15 protein-coding genes and 1 tRNA gene are annotated in these 18,191 nt (G+C 74.1%); 7 read left to right on the forward strand and 9 right to left on the reverse strand.

Features of this window, described 5'->3' with window-relative positions; translation table 11 throughout:
- The first annotated feature begins 95 nt into the window (after window positions 1-95).
- From ACWAT2_RS14500 to dnaE, 3 genes are read left to right on the forward strand one after another with little or no spacing between them, the layout of a single operon-like run.
- On the forward strand, window positions 96-1,016 hold the full coding sequence (locus tag ACWAT2_RS14500; RefSeq protein ID WP_480049006.1) for a hypothetical protein: 921 nt from the start codon (window positions 96-98) through the stop codon (window positions 1,014-1,016).
- Complete coding sequence (locus ACWAT2_RS14505) at window positions 1,013-2,653, forward strand: DNA polymerase Y family protein (RefSeq protein WP_480049007.1); 1,641 nt, start codon at window positions 1,013-1,015, stop codon at window positions 2,651-2,653. The genes ACWAT2_RS14500 and ACWAT2_RS14505 overlap by 4 nt, the downstream gene beginning before the upstream one ends.
- Window positions 2,646-6,167: a DNA polymerase III subunit alpha gene (dnaE, locus tag ACWAT2_RS14510; protein WP_480049008.1), complete on the forward strand. Its 3,522-nt coding sequence runs from the start codon at window positions 2,646-2,648 to the stop codon at window positions 6,165-6,167. The genes ACWAT2_RS14505 and dnaE overlap by 8 nt, the downstream gene beginning before the upstream one ends.
- Here dnaE and ACWAT2_RS14515 read toward each other — a convergent pair.
- Complete coding sequence (locus tag ACWAT2_RS14515; RefSeq protein WP_480049009.1) at window positions 6,097-6,558, reverse strand: ArsR/SmtB family transcription factor; 462 nt, start codon at window positions 6,556-6,558, stop codon at window positions 6,097-6,099. The two genes, dnaE and ACWAT2_RS14515, sit on opposite strands and share 71 nt — an antisense overlap.
- A gap of 1 nt (window position 6,559) precedes the next feature.
- Window positions 6,560-7,204, reverse strand: a complete 645-nt coding sequence (locus ACWAT2_RS14520; RefSeq protein WP_480049010.1) for an SRPBCC family protein — start codon at window positions 7,202-7,204, stop codon at window positions 6,560-6,562.
- Window positions 7,205-7,293: 89 nt separating this feature from the next.
- Between ACWAT2_RS14520 and ACWAT2_RS14525 the strand changes: the two genes are divergently transcribed.
- Entirely contained in the window at window positions 7,294-7,932 is a 639-nt protein-coding gene (locus ACWAT2_RS14525) for an N-acetyltransferase family protein (protein WP_480049011.1), read from the forward strand.
- 46 nt (window positions 7,933-7,978) lie between these two features.
- Here ACWAT2_RS14525 and ACWAT2_RS14530 read toward each other — a convergent pair whose 3' ends face one another.
- On the reverse strand, window positions 7,979-8,836 hold the full coding sequence (locus tag ACWAT2_RS14530; RefSeq protein ID WP_480049069.1) for a serine protein kinase RIO: 858 nt from the start codon (window positions 8,834-8,836) through the stop codon (window positions 7,979-7,981).
- Window positions 8,837-8,998: 162 nt separating this feature from the next.
- Here ACWAT2_RS14530 and ACWAT2_RS14535 point away from each other — a divergent pair, with 162 nt between their 5' ends.
- Complete coding sequence (locus tag ACWAT2_RS14535) at window positions 8,999-9,724, forward strand: MBL fold metallo-hydrolase (protein ID WP_480049012.1); 726 nt, start codon at window positions 8,999-9,001, stop codon at window positions 9,722-9,724.
- Window positions 9,725-9,737: 13 nt separating this feature from the next.
- Here ACWAT2_RS14535 and ACWAT2_RS14540 read toward each other — a convergent pair whose 3' ends face one another.
- The 3 genes from ACWAT2_RS14540 to ACWAT2_RS14550 form a co-directional block, all read right to left on the reverse strand.
- Complete coding sequence (locus ACWAT2_RS14540) at window positions 9,738-10,550, reverse strand: metal-dependent hydrolase (protein WP_480049013.1); 813 nt, start codon at window positions 10,548-10,550, stop codon at window positions 9,738-9,740.
- A gap of 65 nt (window positions 10,551-10,615) precedes the next feature.
- Window positions 10,616-11,092: a pyrophosphohydrolase domain-containing protein gene (locus tag ACWAT2_RS14545; protein ID WP_480049014.1), complete on the reverse strand. Its 477-nt coding sequence runs from the start codon at window positions 11,090-11,092 to the stop codon at window positions 10,616-10,618.
- Window positions 11,093-11,132: 40 nt separating this feature from the next.
- Window positions 11,133-12,977 carry a glycoside hydrolase family 15 protein gene (locus tag ACWAT2_RS14550; RefSeq protein ID WP_480049015.1) on the reverse strand — a complete coding sequence of 615 codons (1,845 nt, stop codon included), beginning with the start codon at window positions 12,975-12,977 and terminating at the stop codon, window positions 11,133-11,135.
- A 125-nt stretch (window positions 12,978-13,102) separates the two neighbouring features.
- Here ACWAT2_RS14550 and ACWAT2_RS14555 point away from each other — a divergent pair.
- Window positions 13,103-13,187: transfer RNA gene (locus ACWAT2_RS14555), tRNA-Leu, on the forward strand.
- Between the two features lie 460 nt (window positions 13,188-13,647).
- Here the strand turns inward: ACWAT2_RS14555 and ACWAT2_RS14560 are convergent.
- Genes ACWAT2_RS14560 through ACWAT2_RS14570 form a run of 3 tightly spaced genes read right to left on the reverse strand, consistent with a single transcriptional unit; the run spans window position 13,648 to window position 15,679 of the window.
- Window positions 13,648-14,370 carry an alpha/beta fold hydrolase gene (locus ACWAT2_RS14560; RefSeq protein WP_480049016.1) on the reverse strand — a complete coding sequence of 241 codons (723 nt, stop codon included), beginning with the start codon at window positions 14,368-14,370 and terminating at the stop codon, window positions 13,648-13,650.
- A 23-nt stretch (window positions 14,371-14,393) separates the two neighbouring features.
- Window positions 14,394-14,858, reverse strand: a complete 465-nt coding sequence (locus ACWAT2_RS14565; protein ID WP_480049017.1) for a RidA family protein — start codon at window positions 14,856-14,858, stop codon at window positions 14,394-14,396.
- Window positions 14,858-15,679 carry an alpha/beta fold hydrolase gene (locus tag ACWAT2_RS14570; protein WP_480049018.1) on the reverse strand — a complete coding sequence of 274 codons (822 nt, stop codon included), beginning with the start codon at window positions 15,677-15,679 and terminating at the stop codon, window positions 14,858-14,860. Before ACWAT2_RS14570 ends, ACWAT2_RS14565 begins: the two co-directional genes overlap by 1 nt.
- Window positions 15,680-15,838: 159 nt before the next feature.
- Here ACWAT2_RS14570 and ACWAT2_RS14575 point away from each other — a divergent pair, with 159 nt between their 5' ends.
- A complete protein-coding gene (locus ACWAT2_RS14575; protein ID WP_480049019.1) occupies window positions 15,839-18,094 on the forward strand; it encodes a helix-turn-helix domain-containing protein in 2,256 nt (751 codons plus the stop codon).
- The last annotated feature ends 97 nt before the right edge of the window (window positions 18,095-18,191 follow it).

The raw sequence follows: 18,191 nt of genomic DNA on the forward strand, positions 1-18,191 counted from the left end.
TGTACTAGAGGTGTTCGAACATGCGTTCGAAGACGTTTCGAACTTGCAGCGCCGGTCAGCCCGACCGACAGCACCACCGCCGGGAGGAGGGCCGCATGAGCGTGGTCCCCGAGGTCCTGCCCCTGTCCCGGGCTGCCGACCTGGCCCCGGACCTGGTTCCGAACCGAGCCGCGGACCGGAACGCCGACCGGGCCGAGCGGCACGCGCGGGCGCTCGCCGCCCTGCACGGCGCCGAGCTCGGCCACCGGCGCCTTCCGCGTCCCGCGCCGGAGCCGGGGGCGCAGCCGCCCTCGCCGCAGCAGCCCTCCAGCGCGCAGCCCCCGACCCGCCCCGACGGGCTGCCGGCCCGACGGCGGTCGGTCGCCGAGTCGTCCCGGAACGGGCCCGTGGTCCGCGCCGTCCATCCCGCCCTGGCGCCCCTGCTGCCCGGCGGGGTGCTGCCCGCCGGCGGCGTGCTCGCCGTGCAGGGCTCCACCAGCCTGCTGCTCGGTCTGCTCGCCGCCCCCTCGCGCGAGGGCGCCTGGACCGCGCTGGTCGGCGCGCCCGCCGTCGGGCTGCTCGCCGCCGCCGACGCCGGCATGGCGCTCGGGCGCACCGTCGTCGTCCCCGCCCCCGGCCCGGACGCCTCCCTCGCGCTGGCCGCGCTGCTGGACGGCATGGACCTGGTCGTCGTCGGCCCGGACGCCGCGCTCACCGAGGCCGACCGGCGCCGTCTCACCGTCCGCGCCCGCCAGCGCGACGCTGTCCTGGTGCCCACCGCACGGTGGCCCGGCGCGCACGTCACGCTGGACGCCCGCGGCGGGAGCTGGTCCGGTGCGGACGCCGGAGCGGGCTGGCTGCGCCAGCGGACGCTGCGCGTCCTGCGCACCGGGCGCGGCGTGGCGGCGCGGCCCGTCGAGATCGACGTCGAGGTGCCGCTCACCGCGTCCGAGGCCGCCGCCGGGCAACGGTCCCGCAGCGCGCCCGGCGCGCCCGGCACGGCTCACGCCGCCGGGCAGCACCTGAGGATCGCATGAGCACCCCCGCGCTGGGCGCGGACGCCGCGACCCGCACCGCCGTCCTGTGGGTCCCCGACTGGCCGGTGGTCGCCGGGCTCACCGCGGCCGGGATCGACGCGCACGTACCCGCCGCCGTCCTCGGCGCACCCTCCGGGGGCGGGACGCGGGCGGGGCGCAGCGTCGTGGCCACCTCCGCCGTCGCCCGCACCGCCGGGGTGCGTCGCGGCATGCGCCGTCGTCAGGCCCAGGAGGCCTGCCCCGACCTGGTGCTCCTGGAGACCGACGACGCCCGCGGCGCCCGCGCGTTCGAGCCCGTGGCGACCGCCGCCGAGACGGTCGTCGCAGGGCTGGAGATCGCCCGTCCCGGCCTGGTGCTGCTGCCCGCCGACGGCGCCGCCCGCTACCACGGCTCCGAGCGGGCCCTCGCCGAACGCCTCGTGGCCGCCGTCGCCGAGGTCGGCCACGAGTGCCAGGTGGGCGTGGCCGACGGGCTGCTCGCCGCAGTGCTGGCCGCCCGGGCCGACGCCGTCGTGCCCGCCGGCGGCTCGGCGGCCGCGCTCGCGTCCCGCCCCGTGGGCGACCTGGTGCACGCCGTCTGCGACCCCGGCGTCGTGACCGCGGTGCGCGAGGCCGTCGACCTGTGGCGACGGCTCGGGCTGCGCACGCTCGGGGACCTCGCCGCGCTGCCCGCCGCGAGCGTGGCATCGCGCTTCGGCGACCTGGGCGCCTGGGCGCACCGGCTGGCGTGCGGCCACGACGAGCGCCCGCCCGCCCGACGCCGGATCGACGCCGACCTCGCCGTGGGCACCGACCTCGACCCGCCCGCCGACCGGGTCGACGTCGCCGCCTTCGCCGCCCGCCGTCTCGCCGAGGAGCTGCACGCCCTGCTCGTCGCCCACGGGCTGGCCTGCGCGCGCCTGCGCATCACCGCCCGCACGGCCTCCGGCGAGCTGGAACGCCTGTGGCGCACCGACTCCGCGACCGGCGGGCTCGACGCCGCCCGCATCACCGACCGGGTGCGCTGGCAGCTCGAGGGCTGGCTCACCGACTCGGCGCTGCGCCGCACCGGCACCGACGGCTCGCCGCACGTCGAGCCCGTCGTGCACCTGGCGCTCGCGGCGGAGGACGTCGCCCCGGCCGGGACGCACCAGCCGAGCCTGTGGGGGCCCGACGCGGGCGGGGACACCCGGGCCCGGGCGGCGCTGGACCGCGTCCAGGGCCTGCTCGGCGGGGACGCCGTCCTCGCGGTCCGCCTCCAGGGCGGGCGCGACGCCCGCTCGCGCGTGCGGCTGGTGCCCTTCGGCGAGGAGGCGGCGCTCGCCCGCGACCCCGACCGCCCGTGGCCCGGCGCGCTGCCCAGCCCCGCACCCGCCACGGTCCTGCCCGACCCGAGCCCGGCCGGGCTGCTCGACGCCGCGGGGCGCGCCGTCGTCGTCGACGCCCGGCTCGCGATGAGCGCCGCGCCCGCCTGCGTGCGCTGGGGCGACGACGAACGGGCCGTGGTCGCCTGGGCGGGACCGTGGCCGCTCGCCGAACGCTGGTGGACGCCCGCGCCCGTGCGTCGCGTCCACCTGCAGGCGCTGCTCGACGACGGTCGGGGACTGCTGCTCGCCCAGACGGCCGGCACCTGGACGGTGGAGGCCCTGTATGACTAGATACGCCGAGCTGCACGCCCACTCGGCGTTCAGCTTCCTCGACGGCGCCAGCCATCCCGCCGAGCTGGCCGCGGAGGCGTCCCGGCTCGGCCTGGAGGCGCTTGCCCTGACCGACCACGACGGTCTGTACGGCGTCGTCCGGTTCGCCGAGGCGGCCCGCGCGGTCGGGCTGCCCACCGTGTTCGGTGCCGAGCTGCACCTGCCCGCCCCCGTGCCGGGCGGCGCCCCGGTGCTGGACCCGCCCACCGGCGTCCCCGACCCGCGGGCCACCCACCTGCTCGTCCTGGCCCGCGGCGCGGACGGCTACCGCAACCTGTCCCGGGCCATCGCCACCGCCCACCTGGAGGCAGGGGTCAAGGGGGCGGCCCGCTACGACCTCGACCGCCTGGGCGCCGAGGCCGCCGGGCAGTGGCTGGTCCTGACCGGCTGCCGCAAGGGCGCGGTGCGGCGGGCTCTGGAGACCGCTGCCGCGGGCGCCGGCACCGACCCGCTGGGTGCGGCCCGCGCCGAGCTGGACCGGCTCACCGGCGTCTTCGGCCGGGACAACGTCGCCGTGGAGATCACCGCCACCGCCGACCCCCGCGACGCCGACCTCCACGACGCGCTCGCCGGCCTCGCCCGCGACGCGGGCCTGCCGCTGGTGGCCACCACCGCCGCGCACTACGCGCGCCCCCGGGACGCCGACCTGGCGGGGGCGCTCGCGGCGGTGCGGGCCCGCTCCTCGCTGGACGACCACGACGGCTGGCTGCCCGGCGCGCCGACGGCTCACCTGCGCTCCGCCGCGGAGATGGCCAGGCTGCACCACCGCCACCCCGGCGCCGTGCCCGCGGCGGCCGACCTGGCGGCGCAGTGCGCGTTCGACCTGCACCTCGTGGCCCCCGACCTGCCGCCCTACCCGGTGCCCGCGGGCCATGACGAGGCGAGCTGGCTGGCCGAGCTGGTCCGCCGCGGCGCCACGCAGAGATACGGCCCGCGACCCGGTCCCGGACAGAGCGAACGGGTGCCCGGCGCGTGGGCGCAGATCGACCACGAGCTGCGCGTCATCACCCAGCTGGGCTTCCCGGGGTACTTCCTCGTGGTCTACGACCTGGTGGAGTTCTGCCGCCGCGAGGGCATCCTGTGCCAGGGCCGGGGGAGCGCCGCCAACTCCGCGGTCTGCTACGCCCTGGGCATCACCGCGGTCGACGCCGTCCATCACGGGCTCTTGTTCGAGCGGTTCCTGGCGCCCGAGCGCGACGGTCCGCCGGACATCGACGTCGACATCGAGTCGGTGCGCCGCGAGGAGGTCATCCAGCACGTCTACGCCCGGTTCGGGCGCACGCACGCGGCGCAGGTCGCCAACGTCATCACCTACCGACCGCGCTCGGCCGTGCGGGACGCCGCCCGCGCGCTGGGGTACGACGTCGGGCAGGCCGACGCGTGGAGCAAGTCCATCGAGCGCTGGGGGTCGCTGCGCGGACCGGACCCGACCAGCCCGGCAGCGGACCGTGCCGTCGGGGCGGCGCGTGCCGCGGCGGGCGCGCCGGCGGTCCCGGTGACGCGGCGCGACGCCCGGGAGGCGCACGTCGCGGCGCTCTGGGAAGGGCGACCCGCCCGCGAACCCTCGTCCACCTCCCCGGCACGGTTCGTCGACGTGCTCGCCGAGGACGTGCGCCGGGCGGACGACGCGCACGACGTCGTCCCTGCCCAGGCCCCGCCGTCGGCGCAGGAGGAGGGCACCATCCCGGCGCCGGTGCTGGACCTGGCCGACCGGTTCCTGCGCCTGCCGCGGCACCTGGGCATCCACTCGGGCGGCATGGTGATGTGCGACCGGCCCGTCATCGAGGTCTGTCCGGTCGAGTGGGCGCGGATGGAGGGGCGCACCGTGCTGCAGTGGGACAAGGAGGACTGCGCGGACGCCGGGCTGGTGAAGTTCGACCTGCTGGGCCTGGGGATGCTCACCGCGATCCGGTACGCCTTCGAGGGGGTCGAGGCCCGCGGCGGTGAGCGCCTGGAGCTGCACACCCTGCCGCCCGAGGACCCGCGCGTGTACGACCTGCTGTGCGCCGCCGACACCGTCGGGGTGTTCCAGGTGGAGTCACGCGCCCAGATGGCGACCCTGCCGCGGCTGCAGCCCCGCTGCTTCTACGACGTCGTCGTGGAGGTCGCGCTCATCCGCCCGGGCCCGATCCAGGGGCAGTCGGTGCACCCCTACATCGAGCGCTCCCGGGGCCGGGCGCCCGTCACGTACCTGCACCCGCTGCTGGAGCCGTCCCTGAAGCGCACCCTGGGGGTGCCGCTGTTCCAGGAGCAGCTCATGCAGATGGCGATCGACGTCGCCGGGTTCAGCCCGGCCGAGTCGGACCAGCTCCGCCGGGCGATGGGTTCCAAGCGGTCGGTCGAGCGGATGGAGGCGCTGCGCGACCGGCTCTACGCCGGGATGACGGAGCGCGGCGTCCCGGCGGACGTGCAGGTGCAGATCTACGACAAGCTCAAGGCGTTCGCCGACTTCGGGTTTCCCGAGTCGCACGCCTACTCGTTCGCGTTCCTCGTCTACGCGAGCGCCTGGCTCAAGGTGCACGCCCCGGAGGCGTTCTACGCCGGGCTGCTCGCCGCGCAGCCGATGGGGTTCTACTCCCCGGCCTCCCTCGTGGCGGACGCCCGCCGGCACGGGGTGCAGGTGCTGCGCCCGGACGTCAACGCCTCGGCGGCGCTGGCCGGTGTGGAACGGGTCGAGACGTCCGGCGCTGCCCCCTCGCCCGCCGACAAGGACGGCGGTAGGGACGGTGGTGGGGGAGTCGGGCTGGTGGGGCTGGACGTCGATGCGGCGCTGGCCGTCCGGCTCGGGCTGGGCGCGGTGCGTGGTCTCGGGTCCGACGTCGCCGAGCGGATGGTCGCCGAGCGGGCGGCGGGCGGCCCGTTCCGCGACCTGCGCGACCTGGTGCGCCGGGTCGAGCTGTCCACCGCGCGGCTGGAGGCGCTGGCCACCGCGGGCGCCCTGGAGCCGCTCGGCGTGACCCGGCGCGAGGGGCTGTGGGCTGCGGGGGCGCTCGGCCAGGAGGGCCCCGGCACGCTGGAGGGCGTCAGCGTCGGTGTCGGCGCGCCGCCGCTGCCCGACATGGACCCCCTGGAGATCGACGTCGCCGACACCTGGGCCACCGGCATCACCCCGGACTCGACCTCACCGCTGGAGCACGTCCGCGCCGGGCTCGACCGTCAGGGGGTGCTCACCGTGGACGCGGCGATGCGGGCGGAGCCCGGGACCCGCATCGCCGTCGGCGGCGTCGTCACGCACCGTCAGCGACCCGGCACCGCGGGCGGCGTGACGTTCCTGTCGCTGGAGGACGAGACCGGGCTGCTCAACGTCATCTGCACCCCGGGTCTGTGGCGCCGGTTCCGCACCGTGGCCCGGGGTGCGCCCGCGCTCGTGGTGCGCGGCCGGGTGGAACGGGCCGACGGCGCGGTCAACCTGCTCGCCGAGCACCTCGCCGTGCTCCGCCTGCCGGTGACGACCCGGTCGCGGGACTTCCGCTGACGGTGTCGCCGCGAGCGCCAGCGGCCCGACGGCGCTCGCGGCGACCGCGGGCGAGCTCGGTCGCGAGCGCGTCCAGGGGCTGGGCGAACGGGTCGGCGAAGGCCGCGAGCCAGTCGCGCGCGACGTCGAGCCCGGTGTCGTCGAGCATGTAGACGCGCCGGGTCCCCTCGGCGCGCACGCGCACGAGGCCCGCCTCGCGCAGCACCCGCAGGTGCTGGGAGACGGCGGGCTGGGAGATGGGGGTGACCCCCTGGACCGCCGTGACCAGGTCGCCGGCGCCCGCCTCGCCCGCCCCGTGCACGAGCCGCAGCAGGTGTCGGCGCACCGGGTCGCCGAGCGCGGCGAAGACCCGTCCCGCCGCGCCCTGCGCGTCCGTGCCCGGTCCGGTCACCTCACGCCTCGGGGACCGTCGTGTAGAACGCGACGGTGCGCTCGGCGGCCGCCCGGGCGTCGGCCGCGTCGTCGCCGTCCGCGACGGCGGCCTCGGCCCAGCCGATGGCCGCCGCTCCGACGAACTCCTTGCCCGCGTCGGACACGGTCCACGCCTCGGCCTCGGCCGGGTCCGACGGCGCACCGGAGGTGAGGTGGAGAGCGAGGCCCATGAGTGCCAGGTCCCAGCCCACGCCGACGGCGCCGGGGCCGTACTGCTCCCAGAACTCCGGCTGCACGGGCGCCTCGTGGACGAGCTCCAGCGTGGTGCCGCCGTCGTGCGGGCGCAGCGTGACCGTCACCCACGAGACGCCGCCGCCGAACTCCCAGGTGACGGCGAAGGCCTCGGGCCGCTGGCAGCGCAGCACGGTGCCACCCGCGTTGCCCTCGAGCTGGTACGTCCCGCCCTCCACGAGGTCGCCGCTGACCGGCATGAACCAGCGCGTGATCCGCTCCGGGTCGGTGAGGGCGCTCCAGAGGTCGCCGCGGGTCGCGGTGTACGAGCGGCGGGCGACGGCGACGCGGGTGGGCTCGCCGTCGCGCTCCCCGCTGCGCACCTCGCGGGTGACGAGGCCGGCGGTGGCGACGGGGTCGATGTCGATGCTCATGGTGACTCCTTAAGTAGAGACTTATAGACAACCATGGACCGGGTCTCCCTGTCGAGGCCGACGTCGGCGGCGGGGCCTACGCTCGCGTCATGGCCTTCCGGATCGAGCCGGCCACCTCCGACCGGTTCGACGACGTCACCACCATGCTCGACCCGCGCGGTCACGAGCAGGTCTGCTGGTGCCTGCACTGGCGTCATCCGCCCGGCCTGCCACCCGACGGGCGCAGGGAGCACCTGCGCGACCTCTGCGCCCACGAACCGCCCGGGCTGCTCGCCTACCTCGATGAGGACGAGGACGACGACGGTGCGGACCGACCGGGTGCCCAGAAGCCGGACGCCGGCGGGACCGTCGTCGGCTGGGTCGGCCTCGCACCGAGGTCAGCCGCCGTCGCGCTCCAGCGGTCCCGGGTCCTGCCGGTCGGCGAACCCGAGGACTGGCCCACGACGTGGGTGGTGCGCTGCTTCGTCGTCCGGGTCGGGTACCGCCGGCGCGGCGTGGCCCGGGCGCTGCTGCGGGGCGCCGTCGAGCACGCCCGCTCCCGGGGCGGGCGGGTCGTCGAGGGTTTCCCGGTCGATCCCGAGCCGGGCCGCCGGGTCCCGGTGAGCGCCGCCTTCGTCGGAACCGTGCGGTTGTTCGCCTCCGAGGGCTTCGAGACGGTCGGCGACACCCTCGCCACGAGCGGCAGGCTGCCGCGGCTGCACCTGCGGCTCGTCCTCGGCGCGTCCTGACGACGGCGCCAGCCGCGCCCGGGCGGGCGCGGCCGGCGGAGCCGTCTCACCAGGCCTGGGCGAAGACGTCGGCGAACAGTTCGTCGACGTCGACCTCCAGCCCACGGGCGACGAACCAGGAACCGATGTTGCGGCAGTCGCGGTGCAGCAGGTCCGCACCGAACGGGTTCGCCACCAGGTCGACGACCTGGGGCAGGTCGATGACCACGAGCCGCTCGCCGTCCGCGAGCACGTTGTACGGCGACAGGTCGCCGTGCGCCCAGCCGAGTCGGGCCAGGACGCCCATCGCGGTGCGGACCTGCTCGTAGTAGTCGGCCAGCAGGTCGGGCGCGGGTCGCACCTGGGCGAGGCGGGGCGCCGCGACCGCGGCGCCGTCGGCCTCGACGTGGCCGACGAACTCCAGGAGCAGCTCGGTCCCGTCGATCTGGACGGGGTAGGGGACCGGGGCGCCGGCGTCCCACAGGGCGCACAGCGTGGCGAACTCGGCGTCCGCCCACTGGGTCGCCCGCACCGAGCGGCCCCAGGCGGAGTGCCTGTCCTGGGTCGCGCGCTGGTCACGGCTGCGCCGCTCGCGCCGTCCCTCGGTGTAGGCGCCGGAACGGTGGAACTGCCGGTGGTCGGTGTCGCGGTAGCGCTTGGCGGCGAGCAGCACCGCCTGGTCGGGGTCGTCGGGCATGGCGCGTTCCACGAGGAAGACGTCGGCCTCCTTGCCCGTCTTGAGGATGCCGAGCTCGGTGTCGAGGGCGGCGGCCGCGGTCACGACCCAGGCGGGTCGCGGCTCGGGTCCGCGCTGCCCCTTGGCGACGCCGGTCCAGGTGGACCAGCGCTGGCCCGTGCCCGGCTCGGGCAGGTCGGTCTCGGTGGCGAGGAAGGTCAGGTCGATCGGGTGATCGGGGTGGTGCAGGGACACGGGAGGATCCTTCGGGTGGTGACGACGGTGGACGTGCTGCTCTGGTCCATCGCTCTGCCCTCCTTCCGGTCCGGCACGCGTCGGTCGCGTGCGCCTCGTCGAGTGTGCCGCCCCGGGCCGGGGTCGCGCACGGGATTTTCGGGCTACGGTGCCGACATGTCCTTCGAGGCGGTGGCCGACGGCGTCCTGGTCCGCACGAGCCGGCGCGAGAGCACGACGACGACGCTCGTGCTCGGGGCGACGCTGCCCGGCGATCGGCGTGCCGGGCTGCTGGTGGACCCGGCCCGGGACACCGACGAGCTGGAGGCGATCGCCGACGAGCTCGACGAACGTCGGGTCACGGTGGTGGCCGGTCTGGCGACGCACGCGCACCACGACCACCTGCTGTGGCACCCGCGCCTCGGGATCGCCCCACGGTGGGCCTCGCCGGCCGTGGTGAGCGTCGTCGACCAGCACCGTGAGGCGTTGACGCGGGCGCTGGAGGCCGACGCCGCCTACCCGCCCTCGGTGCTCGGCCTCTTCGCCGACGTCCGGTCCGTACCGGCGGGCGCGACCGGGGTCCCGGACCCCGACGGCGTGCTCCCCGCGACGGTGCTCGTCGTCCACGACGCCCACGCACCGGGCCACACCGCGCTGTGGCTGCCCGGACCCCGCGTGCTGGTGGCGGGCGACATGCTCAGCGACGTCGAACCGCCGCTGCCGTGGGACGAGATCACCGGGGCGGCGGACCTGGTGTCCTACCGCGCCGGGCTCGACGTGCTGGCGCCGTTCGTGGCGCAGGCCCGGGTGCTCGTGCCAGGGCACGGGACGCCGTCGGACCGCCCGCTGGACCGCCTTGACGCCGACCGGCGGCGTCTGGAGGAGATGGCCCGGGACCGCTGAGGCCGGCGGACGGTCAGGCGAACAGCGCGACGACGCCGTCCCAGACGGCCATCGTGTCGTAGCCCATCTGGTCGAGCATCGCCCAGGCGACCCCGACGAGCGCGTACGCGCTGACCGGCGTCATGAGCACCCACTCGCGCCAGGACCCGGCGTCGCCCAGGAGCGGCAGCGACAGGTTGCCCTTCGGGCTCCACATGTCGTCGAAGGGCAGCCAGCGGTGCCGCCGCACCCAGCGCGGCGAGCGGAACCGCAGCGGCCACAGCAGCGGGACGCCCCGCGTCGTCAGGAAGTCGCCCAGGATGTGCACCGCGCACCCCAGCCCGACGCAGAACGGCATCCAGTACCACTCCTCGGGCGCGAACACGGCGACGAAGGCGGCCAGCGAGATCGACAGGCTCCACGTCCACCACCGGCGCTGCCCGGTGAGCTTGAGCGCGCGCACGGCGAACGCGATGAGCAGCACCGCCATGATGCCGGGGCCGATGAGGACGTCGCCGAACCGGTCCGTGTGGAACGACAGCTTGCCCACCAGCCAGGCGATCGCCGTGAACGCGGCGATGCCGAGGATCGAGTGGGTGCCGTTGCGGTGCCCGCCGGACAGCGTCGAGACCAGCTTGGTGACGGCCTCGGACACCGGGGGCAGCGAGTGCGAGATGGTGCCGTTGTGGTGGTCGGCGTCGGGCAGGAGCGCCGCACCCGCGCAGACCAGCGCGCCCGTCATGACCCCGACGTCGGAGACGGGGTACCAGCCGAAGGCGATCGGGGTCGAGGCGGTGACGGCCACCCAGGCCGCCGCCCCGGAGGCGGCGTGGTGCCCACCCATCATCGGCGCTCGTTCTCCTTCGTCCGGTCTGCGGCCCGATGACCGATTGGTCCGGGTCGCCCCGAACGCTACACGTCGGTGCCGACGGCGCGGGACCGCGCCCGTGCCAGCACGCCGGCGACGTCCGGCGGGCGCCACCCGGCCGGCTTGAGCACCTTGCCGTCCTCTCGGCGCAGCGCGACGCCGTCCGGTCCGAGCTTGGCCATGTTGGAGGCGTGGATCTCGGTGAAGACCTCGTCGCCGGGGATGCCGCACTCGATCTCGAGCCCGTGCAGCACGTACCGCAGGTCGCCGGTGGCGTCCGCCGTCTCCACGAGGTCCGCGTCGTCGAGCGGACCGTCCACCACCGACGCGATGGCCTGCTCCACCACGGCGCGCGCGCCGGGCCCCAGCAGCGCTCCGGTGAGCTCGGCGAACTCCTCGGCGACCAGCCGGTAGCGCATCCGCAGCCGGTCGTCGGGCAACGCAAGGTCGGGCGCCCCGTCGTTGACGCGGACGTCGAACGCCTCGTGGAACTGCCGGACCAGCTCTCGTTCGTCGACCATGGTCGGACGCTAGCCGATCTCGAGCCGTGCGATGGCTCCCTCACTCCTCGGGATGCTCCTTGAAGCCGGCGGTCCGGGTGCCGGGTCCCTGGATGCCGGACAGGATGCGGGCGGAGTTGACGAGCCCGACGTGGCTGAACGCCTGCGGCACGTTGCCGAGCTGGCGCCCGGCGTCGACGTCGTACTCCTCGGCCAGCAGGCCGAGGTCGTTGCGCAGGCCGAGCAGCCGCTCGAACAGCGCGCGGGCCTCGTGGTCGCGCCCGATGCCGTGCAGCGCGTCCACGAGCCAGAAGCTGCAGATGAGGAACGTGCCCTCCGCACCGGGCAGCCCGTCCACGCGGTCGTCGGCGTGCGTGTGATAGCGCAGCAGCAGGCCGTCCTGGCTCAGCTCGCGCTGCACCGCCTCGACGGTCCCGACGACGCGGTGGTCGGTCCACGGCAGGAACCCGACCCGGGGGATCAGCAGCAGGGAGGCGTCCAGACCGTCCGAGCCGTAGAACTGCGTGAACGTGTTGCGCTCCGCGTCGTAGCCGCGGGTCAGGACGTCGGTGCGGATGGTCTCACGCAGGGAGCGCCATCGGTCCACCGGCCCTTCGAGGCCGAACTTCTCGACGGAGCGGATCATCGCCGCGACTCCGGCCCAGGCCATGACCCGCGAGTGCACGAACGCCTGCCGAGGTCCGCGGACCTCCCACAGCCCGTTGTCGACGTCGTCCCAGTGGCCTTCGAGGAAGTCGAGCATCGCCTTCTGCAGGTTCCAGGTGTCGACGTCCTCGCTCACCCCGTTGGAGCGGGCGAGGTGCAGCGCCACGAGCGTCTCTCCCCAGACGTCGAGCTGGAGCTGGTCGGCCGCGCCGTTGCCGATGCGCACGGGAGCGCTGTTCTCGTAGCCAGGGAGCCAGTCCAGCGACGTCTCGGGCAGCCGACGGCGGCCGTCGAGCCCGTACATGATGCGCAGCTGGGACGGGTCGCCGGCCACGGTGCGCAGCAGCCACTCGCGCCAGGCGCGGGCCTCGCCCGTGTGCCCGGTGCCGAGCAGGGCCAGGAGGGTGAACGACGCGTCCCGCAGCCAGCAGTAGCGGTAGTCCCAGTTGCGCACGCCCCCGACGAGCTCGGGCAGGGACGTCGTGGCCGCGGCCGCTATGGCGCCCGTGGGGGAGTAAGTGAGGGACTTCAGCGTGATCAGGGAGCGGCGCACGGCCTCCGGCCACTCGCCGTCGTACGACGTCTGCCCGACCCAGTCGCTCCAGAAGTCGAGGGTGCCGGCCAGCGCGACGGTGGCGTCGACCGGGGCGGGTTCGGGCTCGTGGGACGGGTGGTGGGAGAGCACGAACGTGACCCGGTCGCCCGCGGCGACCTCGAAGCGGGAGCGGACGGCGCCGTCGACGATCGAGACCTCCTGCGGCACCGGGGCGGACAGACTGAGCGCATCCGGTCCCGCGACCGCGCCGACCGTTCCGGCGCGGCGGCTGCCCAGCAGCGTGTCGGCCCGGGTGATCCACGGCGCGACGTGCCCGTAGTCGAAGCGGGGCACCATCTCGCTGAGCATCGCGACCCGTCCGCTGACACCCTCGACGATGCGCACCAGGTCGGCGGTGCGCCCGCGCGGCGGCATGAGGTCGGTAACCCGGACGTGCCCGTCCGGGGTCTCCCACTCGGTGTCCAGCACGAGCGTCTCGCCGCGGTACCCGCGGCGGGTGCAGAGCCCGCCCGACGACGGCGCGACACGCCAGAAGCCGTGGCGTTCGTCGCCCAGCAGGGCGGCGAAGCAGGCCGGGTCGTCGATGTCGGGCAGGCAGAGCCAGTCGATCGAGCCGTCGCGCCCGACCAGGGCGACGGTCTGCAGGTCGCCGACGATGCCGTAGTCCTCGATGCGCAGTGCCATCGCCCTCACGCTAGGTCAGCGCCGTGACCTGCGCCACGGCTCGGTGGTTTGCAGGTCGGGGGCGGTGCCGTGCTATGTTTTTCCCCGCACCCCAGCGAGGAAGAACACCTCGCGAGGGTCCACCTGTCCGGGTGGCGGAATGGCAGACGCGCTAGCTTGAGGTGCTAGTGCCCTTTATCGGGCGTGGGGGTTCAAGTCCCCCTCCGGACACTCGTTGAGACAGCGACGACGAAGACCTCCTGGGTCCACAACCAGGGGGTCTTCTGTCGTATCCGGCTGAAGCTCGGTTCGAGATGTTCCCGCGGGTGTTCCCACAGGGAGCGCTTCCCGTTCCCGTGGGTGTTCCCACAGGCGGTCAAGTAGCCCGGACTGGCGGTGTCTCTGCAAGTTGGGGTGGTGTCCGGAGGGGGACGGGCACCCCGGTGCAGTATCTGGCGCCGACTCCTGCACCCGGCCCGCCACATCGAACAGAACCAGGTCGACGACGCGCACACGACTCCACTGGGCGTCCATCGCGGACGGGCGTCCCGCCCGGTCTACCCTCAGATCTGGCTCCGGTGGACATCCTCCGGGTGTGGCCCGCTGGGACGCGCGCTCACATGCTGCGGGGTGCAGGACGGGAGGATCGCACCGGATCCTGAGCGGTGCGATCCTCCCGTCCTTGGGGGAGCTACTTCTGGGACAGGTACCCGATCGCTTCGGTGATCACCTCGGCGACTGCTCCGGGCCTCGACACCATGACCGAGTGCGACGCGCCGTGGATCTCCGTGACAGAGACTGCTCCGGCACGCTCGGCCATGAACCGCAGGCCCTCGACGGGGATGTTCTTGTCGGCGTCGCCGAAGACGAACCACGACTGAAGCGACTTCCACGCGGGGGTCGGCGCCGGCTGGGGCTCCCCGAGGGCGAAGTCCCTGATCGGGCGCTGCGTGCGGGCCTGGATCGCGGCGTCGGCGGTCGGGACGTCGGCCGCGAACTGGCCGGGGAACAGGTCCCGGTCCACGACGAGGTCGTTGGTCCCGTCACCGAGCGGGTACGGGCGGACCGTCTCGCCGAGGGTGCTGCCGGGGAATCGGCCGGTCAGCTCGAGCGCCGTCTCGCCGTGGTCGGGGGCGAACGCGGCGACGTAGACGAGGCCGACGACGGCGGGGTCGTCCACCGCTGCCTCGGTGATGACGGCGCCGCCGTAGGAGTGGCCGACGAGGAGGACCGGACCACCGATCCCCTTGACGGCCCGTCGCACGTTCTCGGCATCGGTGGTGACGCTGCGTAGCGGGTTCGGTGTGGCGACGGCGGTCACCCCGGCCTCGGTGAGCCGGGCGATCACACCCGACCAGCTGGCCGACTCGGCGAACGCGCCGTGGACCAGGACGACGGTGATCTCTTCGGACATGCTTCGTGCTCCTTGGTGGGGGGTCATGCGAACTCGACGATCAGCTCGACCTCGACCGGCGAGTCGAGCGGCAGCACAGCGACGCCGACGGCGCTCCGCGCGTGCACCCCGGCTTCTCCGAAGATCGCGCCGAGCACCTCGGACGCCCCGTCGAGCACTCCGGGCTGCCCGGTGAAGGCCGGGTCGGACGCCACGAACCCGACCACCTTCACGATCCGCGTGATCCGGTCGAGCGTGCCCAGTACCTCGGCCACGGTCGAAAGGGCGTTGAGCGCGCTGATGCGAGCGCAGTCGGAGGCGTCCTCGGGTGTCACCTCGGCGCCGACCTTCCCGGTGACGGGAAGTCGCCCGTCGAGCAGAGGGAGCTGACCGGCTGTGAGAACGAGGTTGCCGCCGAAGACGGCGGGCGCGTAGACGCCGGCGGGCGCCGGTGACTGGTGTGGGATCGTGATGCCCAGCTCGGCGAGGCGGGCGTTGATGTCGGGCATCAGCGGGCCAGGAACTCGAGGATGTCCGCGCCGAGCGCCTTCCGGAACTCGCCGTAGATGCCGTGCGGCGCGCCCGGGTAGACCTTCAGGGTGCCGTGCTTGACGAGCTCGGCCGACCGGAGTGCCGAGGCACCGATCGGGACGATCTGGTCGTCGTCGCCGTGCGCGATGAGGATCGGCACGTCGAGGGCCTGGAGGTCTTCGGTGAAGTCCGTCTCGGAGAACGCCTTCACGCAGTCGTACGCGGCGGCCAGGTTTACCAGCATGCCCTGACGCCAGAAGTCGTCCTTCGCGCCCTGGGAGACGTTCGCCCCCTCACGGTTCGCACCGAAGAACGACTCGGCGAGGTCCTGGTAGAATTGCGAAGCGTCGGCGAGCACGCCTGCACGGATGCCGTCGAACACCTCGATCGGCAGCCCGTCCGGGTTCTGCTCGGTCCGGACCATGAGCGGGGGCACGGCTCCGACCGTGACGACGCGGGCGACCCGTCCGGCACCGTGCTGCGCCGCATAGCGCACCACCTCGCCGCCTCCGGTCGAGTGGCCGACGACGACGAGGTCTCGCAGGTCGAGGGCCTCCACCAGCTCCGCGAGATCGCGGGCATAGGTGTCCATGTCGTTGCCCGTGGAGGTCTTCGAGGACCGGCCGTGACCACGTCGGTCGTGGGCGATCGCCTGGTAGCCGGCGTCCGCGAGCAGCTTGAGCTCCACCTGCCAGGCATCCGAGCTCAGCGGCCAGCCGTGGCTGAAGAGGACCGGCTGGCCCGACCCCTGCGTCGTGAAGTAGATCTCCGTACCGTCGGACGTCGTGATGTAAGGCATGAAATATCCTCTGCTGCGGGTGGGTCCATCCGGCTGACGGACCGCTGGTGGGCTGCCGCTCCTGGCCTTCGGCCGTCGGCGTGCGCTCACCTCCATCTCAGTGCCCGACCCGGGCCGGTCACCAGGCAGAAAGCAGGCAGAAGTGCGAAATCTCCTCCCGTGACGCGCCCTCCGACCCTGGGCGAACAGCTGCGGCAGCTCCGGATGTCCGCCGATCTCACCCTCGAAGCCCTGGCGGAACGCTCGGGCGTGAGCGTCCGCACAATTGGTGACGTGGAGCGAGGCGTCAGCGCCGCACCGCACCGCCGGACCGTCGATGCGCTCGCCCGAGGTCTCCAGCTCCGTCCGGTCGACCGCGAGGCCCTGATGCGCGCGTCGCGATCCGGACGAGCAGTCGCCGCCCACGAGCCACGGGCATCGGCGGTCGCCCCTCACCGGGTCTGGGACTTCAGCGGTCGGGCGAGGGAGCTCGCCGAGATCGTGTCGTTCGTCTCCGGGTCCGCGGCGGTGCGAGGGGCTCCCGTCGTGATCTCCGGGCTCGCGGGGATCGGCAAGACCACCACGGCGCTCGAGGCGATCCACCGACTCGAAGGCTCGCGGCCGATCGTGTTCCTCGACCTGTACGGTCTGACCTCGTCGCCCCTGACGCCCCTGCAGGTCGTCAGCGGCCTGCTGCGCCAGACACCCGGCGCCGACGAGTCGATGCCGCGAACCCTCGACGACGCGGTACGACGGTGGCGGGCAGCGACCGGGACGACCCCCATGACCGTGCTCCTGGACAACGCCGACGCCGAGGCTCAGGTCCGACCGGTCCTCACGCTGGATCCGCGTAGCGCGGTCGTCGTGACCTCGCGCCGTGCTCTCACCGGCCTGGAGGGGGTGCGCCGCATCACGCTCGGACCCATGCAGCCCGAAGAGAGCGTGGAGCTCCTGGGGGCCATCATCCCCGCCGACCAACGCGACGCCGGTGACCTCCGCGACCTCGCGGAGCTCTCCAGCAACATCCCGCTCGCCCTGCGGATTGCTGGCAACCGGATCGCCTCGATGCCAGCGGTCCGGGCGGGGGACTTCTCGGCACGTATCAGGTCGGCGGAGGACCGGCTGCGGATGCTGGTGGCCGGCGACCTCGCGGTCGCTGCCGCCTTCGCCCCGTCGTACGAGGACCTGGCGCCTCCGGTCGCGGCACTCTTCCGCTCGGTCTCCGTGATCGAGGCCGGCACCTTCGACGTCCGGATCGCCGCGGCCACCCTCGAGCCCCCGCTGAGCATCGTCGACGTCGAGTCCCATCTGGACGAACTGACCGACCTCGGGCTGGTCGAAGCCCGCGGTGGTCACCGATATCGCCTCCACGACCTCGTCCGCCTGTTCGCCGGATCACGACGTGCCGACGCCGAGTCCGCCGAGGAGACACTGGCGCGGCGCGTCCGGTTGAGGCACTGGCTGCTCGAGAGCCTTGAGCGCGCCGGCGCCTGGTTCGAGCCGGAACGGACGCCGACGAACGCCCCTGCGACCGGCATGACGTTCGCCGACACGACGTCGGCCGATGCATGGATCCGCCTCGAGGAACAGCACTGGTGGCCGGCGATGAGGGCCGCGGCCCAGGCTGGGGAACACACCCTGGTGGTCGAGGCCGCCGACGCGCTGCACTGGTTCTCGGAGCTCTGGGCGGACTGGGGGCACTGGGTGGAGTTCTTCGGCCTCGCCGTCGACTCGTCACGGGCCCTCGAGGATGCGCGCCTCGAAGCGATGCACCTGGGCTACCTCGTGTGGGCCACCGTCATCGAGGCACGGGATGCCACCGAAGGGCTCCGGATCGCTCGGCTCGCGGTCGCCGCCGCGGAGAGGTCCGGGGACCACCAGCAGCTCGGCTGGACGCACTACTACCTCAGTTGGATGCTGCAGAAGAACGAGATCGAGGGCAGCCTGGCGGCAAGCCGTGAAGCACTGATGCACTTCGGTCTCGCCGGCGACGCGGAGGGCCTTGCCAGCGCCGCGGCAGCCATCGGCAACCACGCGCAGGCCCGTGGTGATCATCAGCTGGCGCTCGATGAGTTCCGGTCCGCACACCGTCGCCTCCAGACCGATGCGTCGGCTTCGAACGCCACGACATACGTGGTCGGAACCCTGCACTACTTCATGTCCCAGGCGCTCGTCGGACTCGAACGGCACGCAGAGGCCGTCCAGGAGGCCGGCCGCGCCCTCGCTATCGCCGAGGAGACCCGGGCAACCATGCTCACCCGGTTGTCGTTGCGGGCACGGGCAACGGCCCACCTCGCGTCAGGAGACGGTCCACGGGCCCGGGCGGACGTCGAACGTGCTCTCGACGGGCTCGACCTGACATCGTCCGCCACCATGAACACCGCGCTGCGGGACTCCTTGCTCCCGCTGCTGGAAGAGTCCGACAAGCTGGCGTGACGCAGGGTGGTCCGGTTCCTGTTCGACGCGATGGCTCGTGGACATCTTGCCATGACGGTCGAGTCGCACTCACGATCGAGGACACTGACCGCCGTCC

This window comes from Isoptericola sp. GX10416 (genome assembly GCF_056590155.1).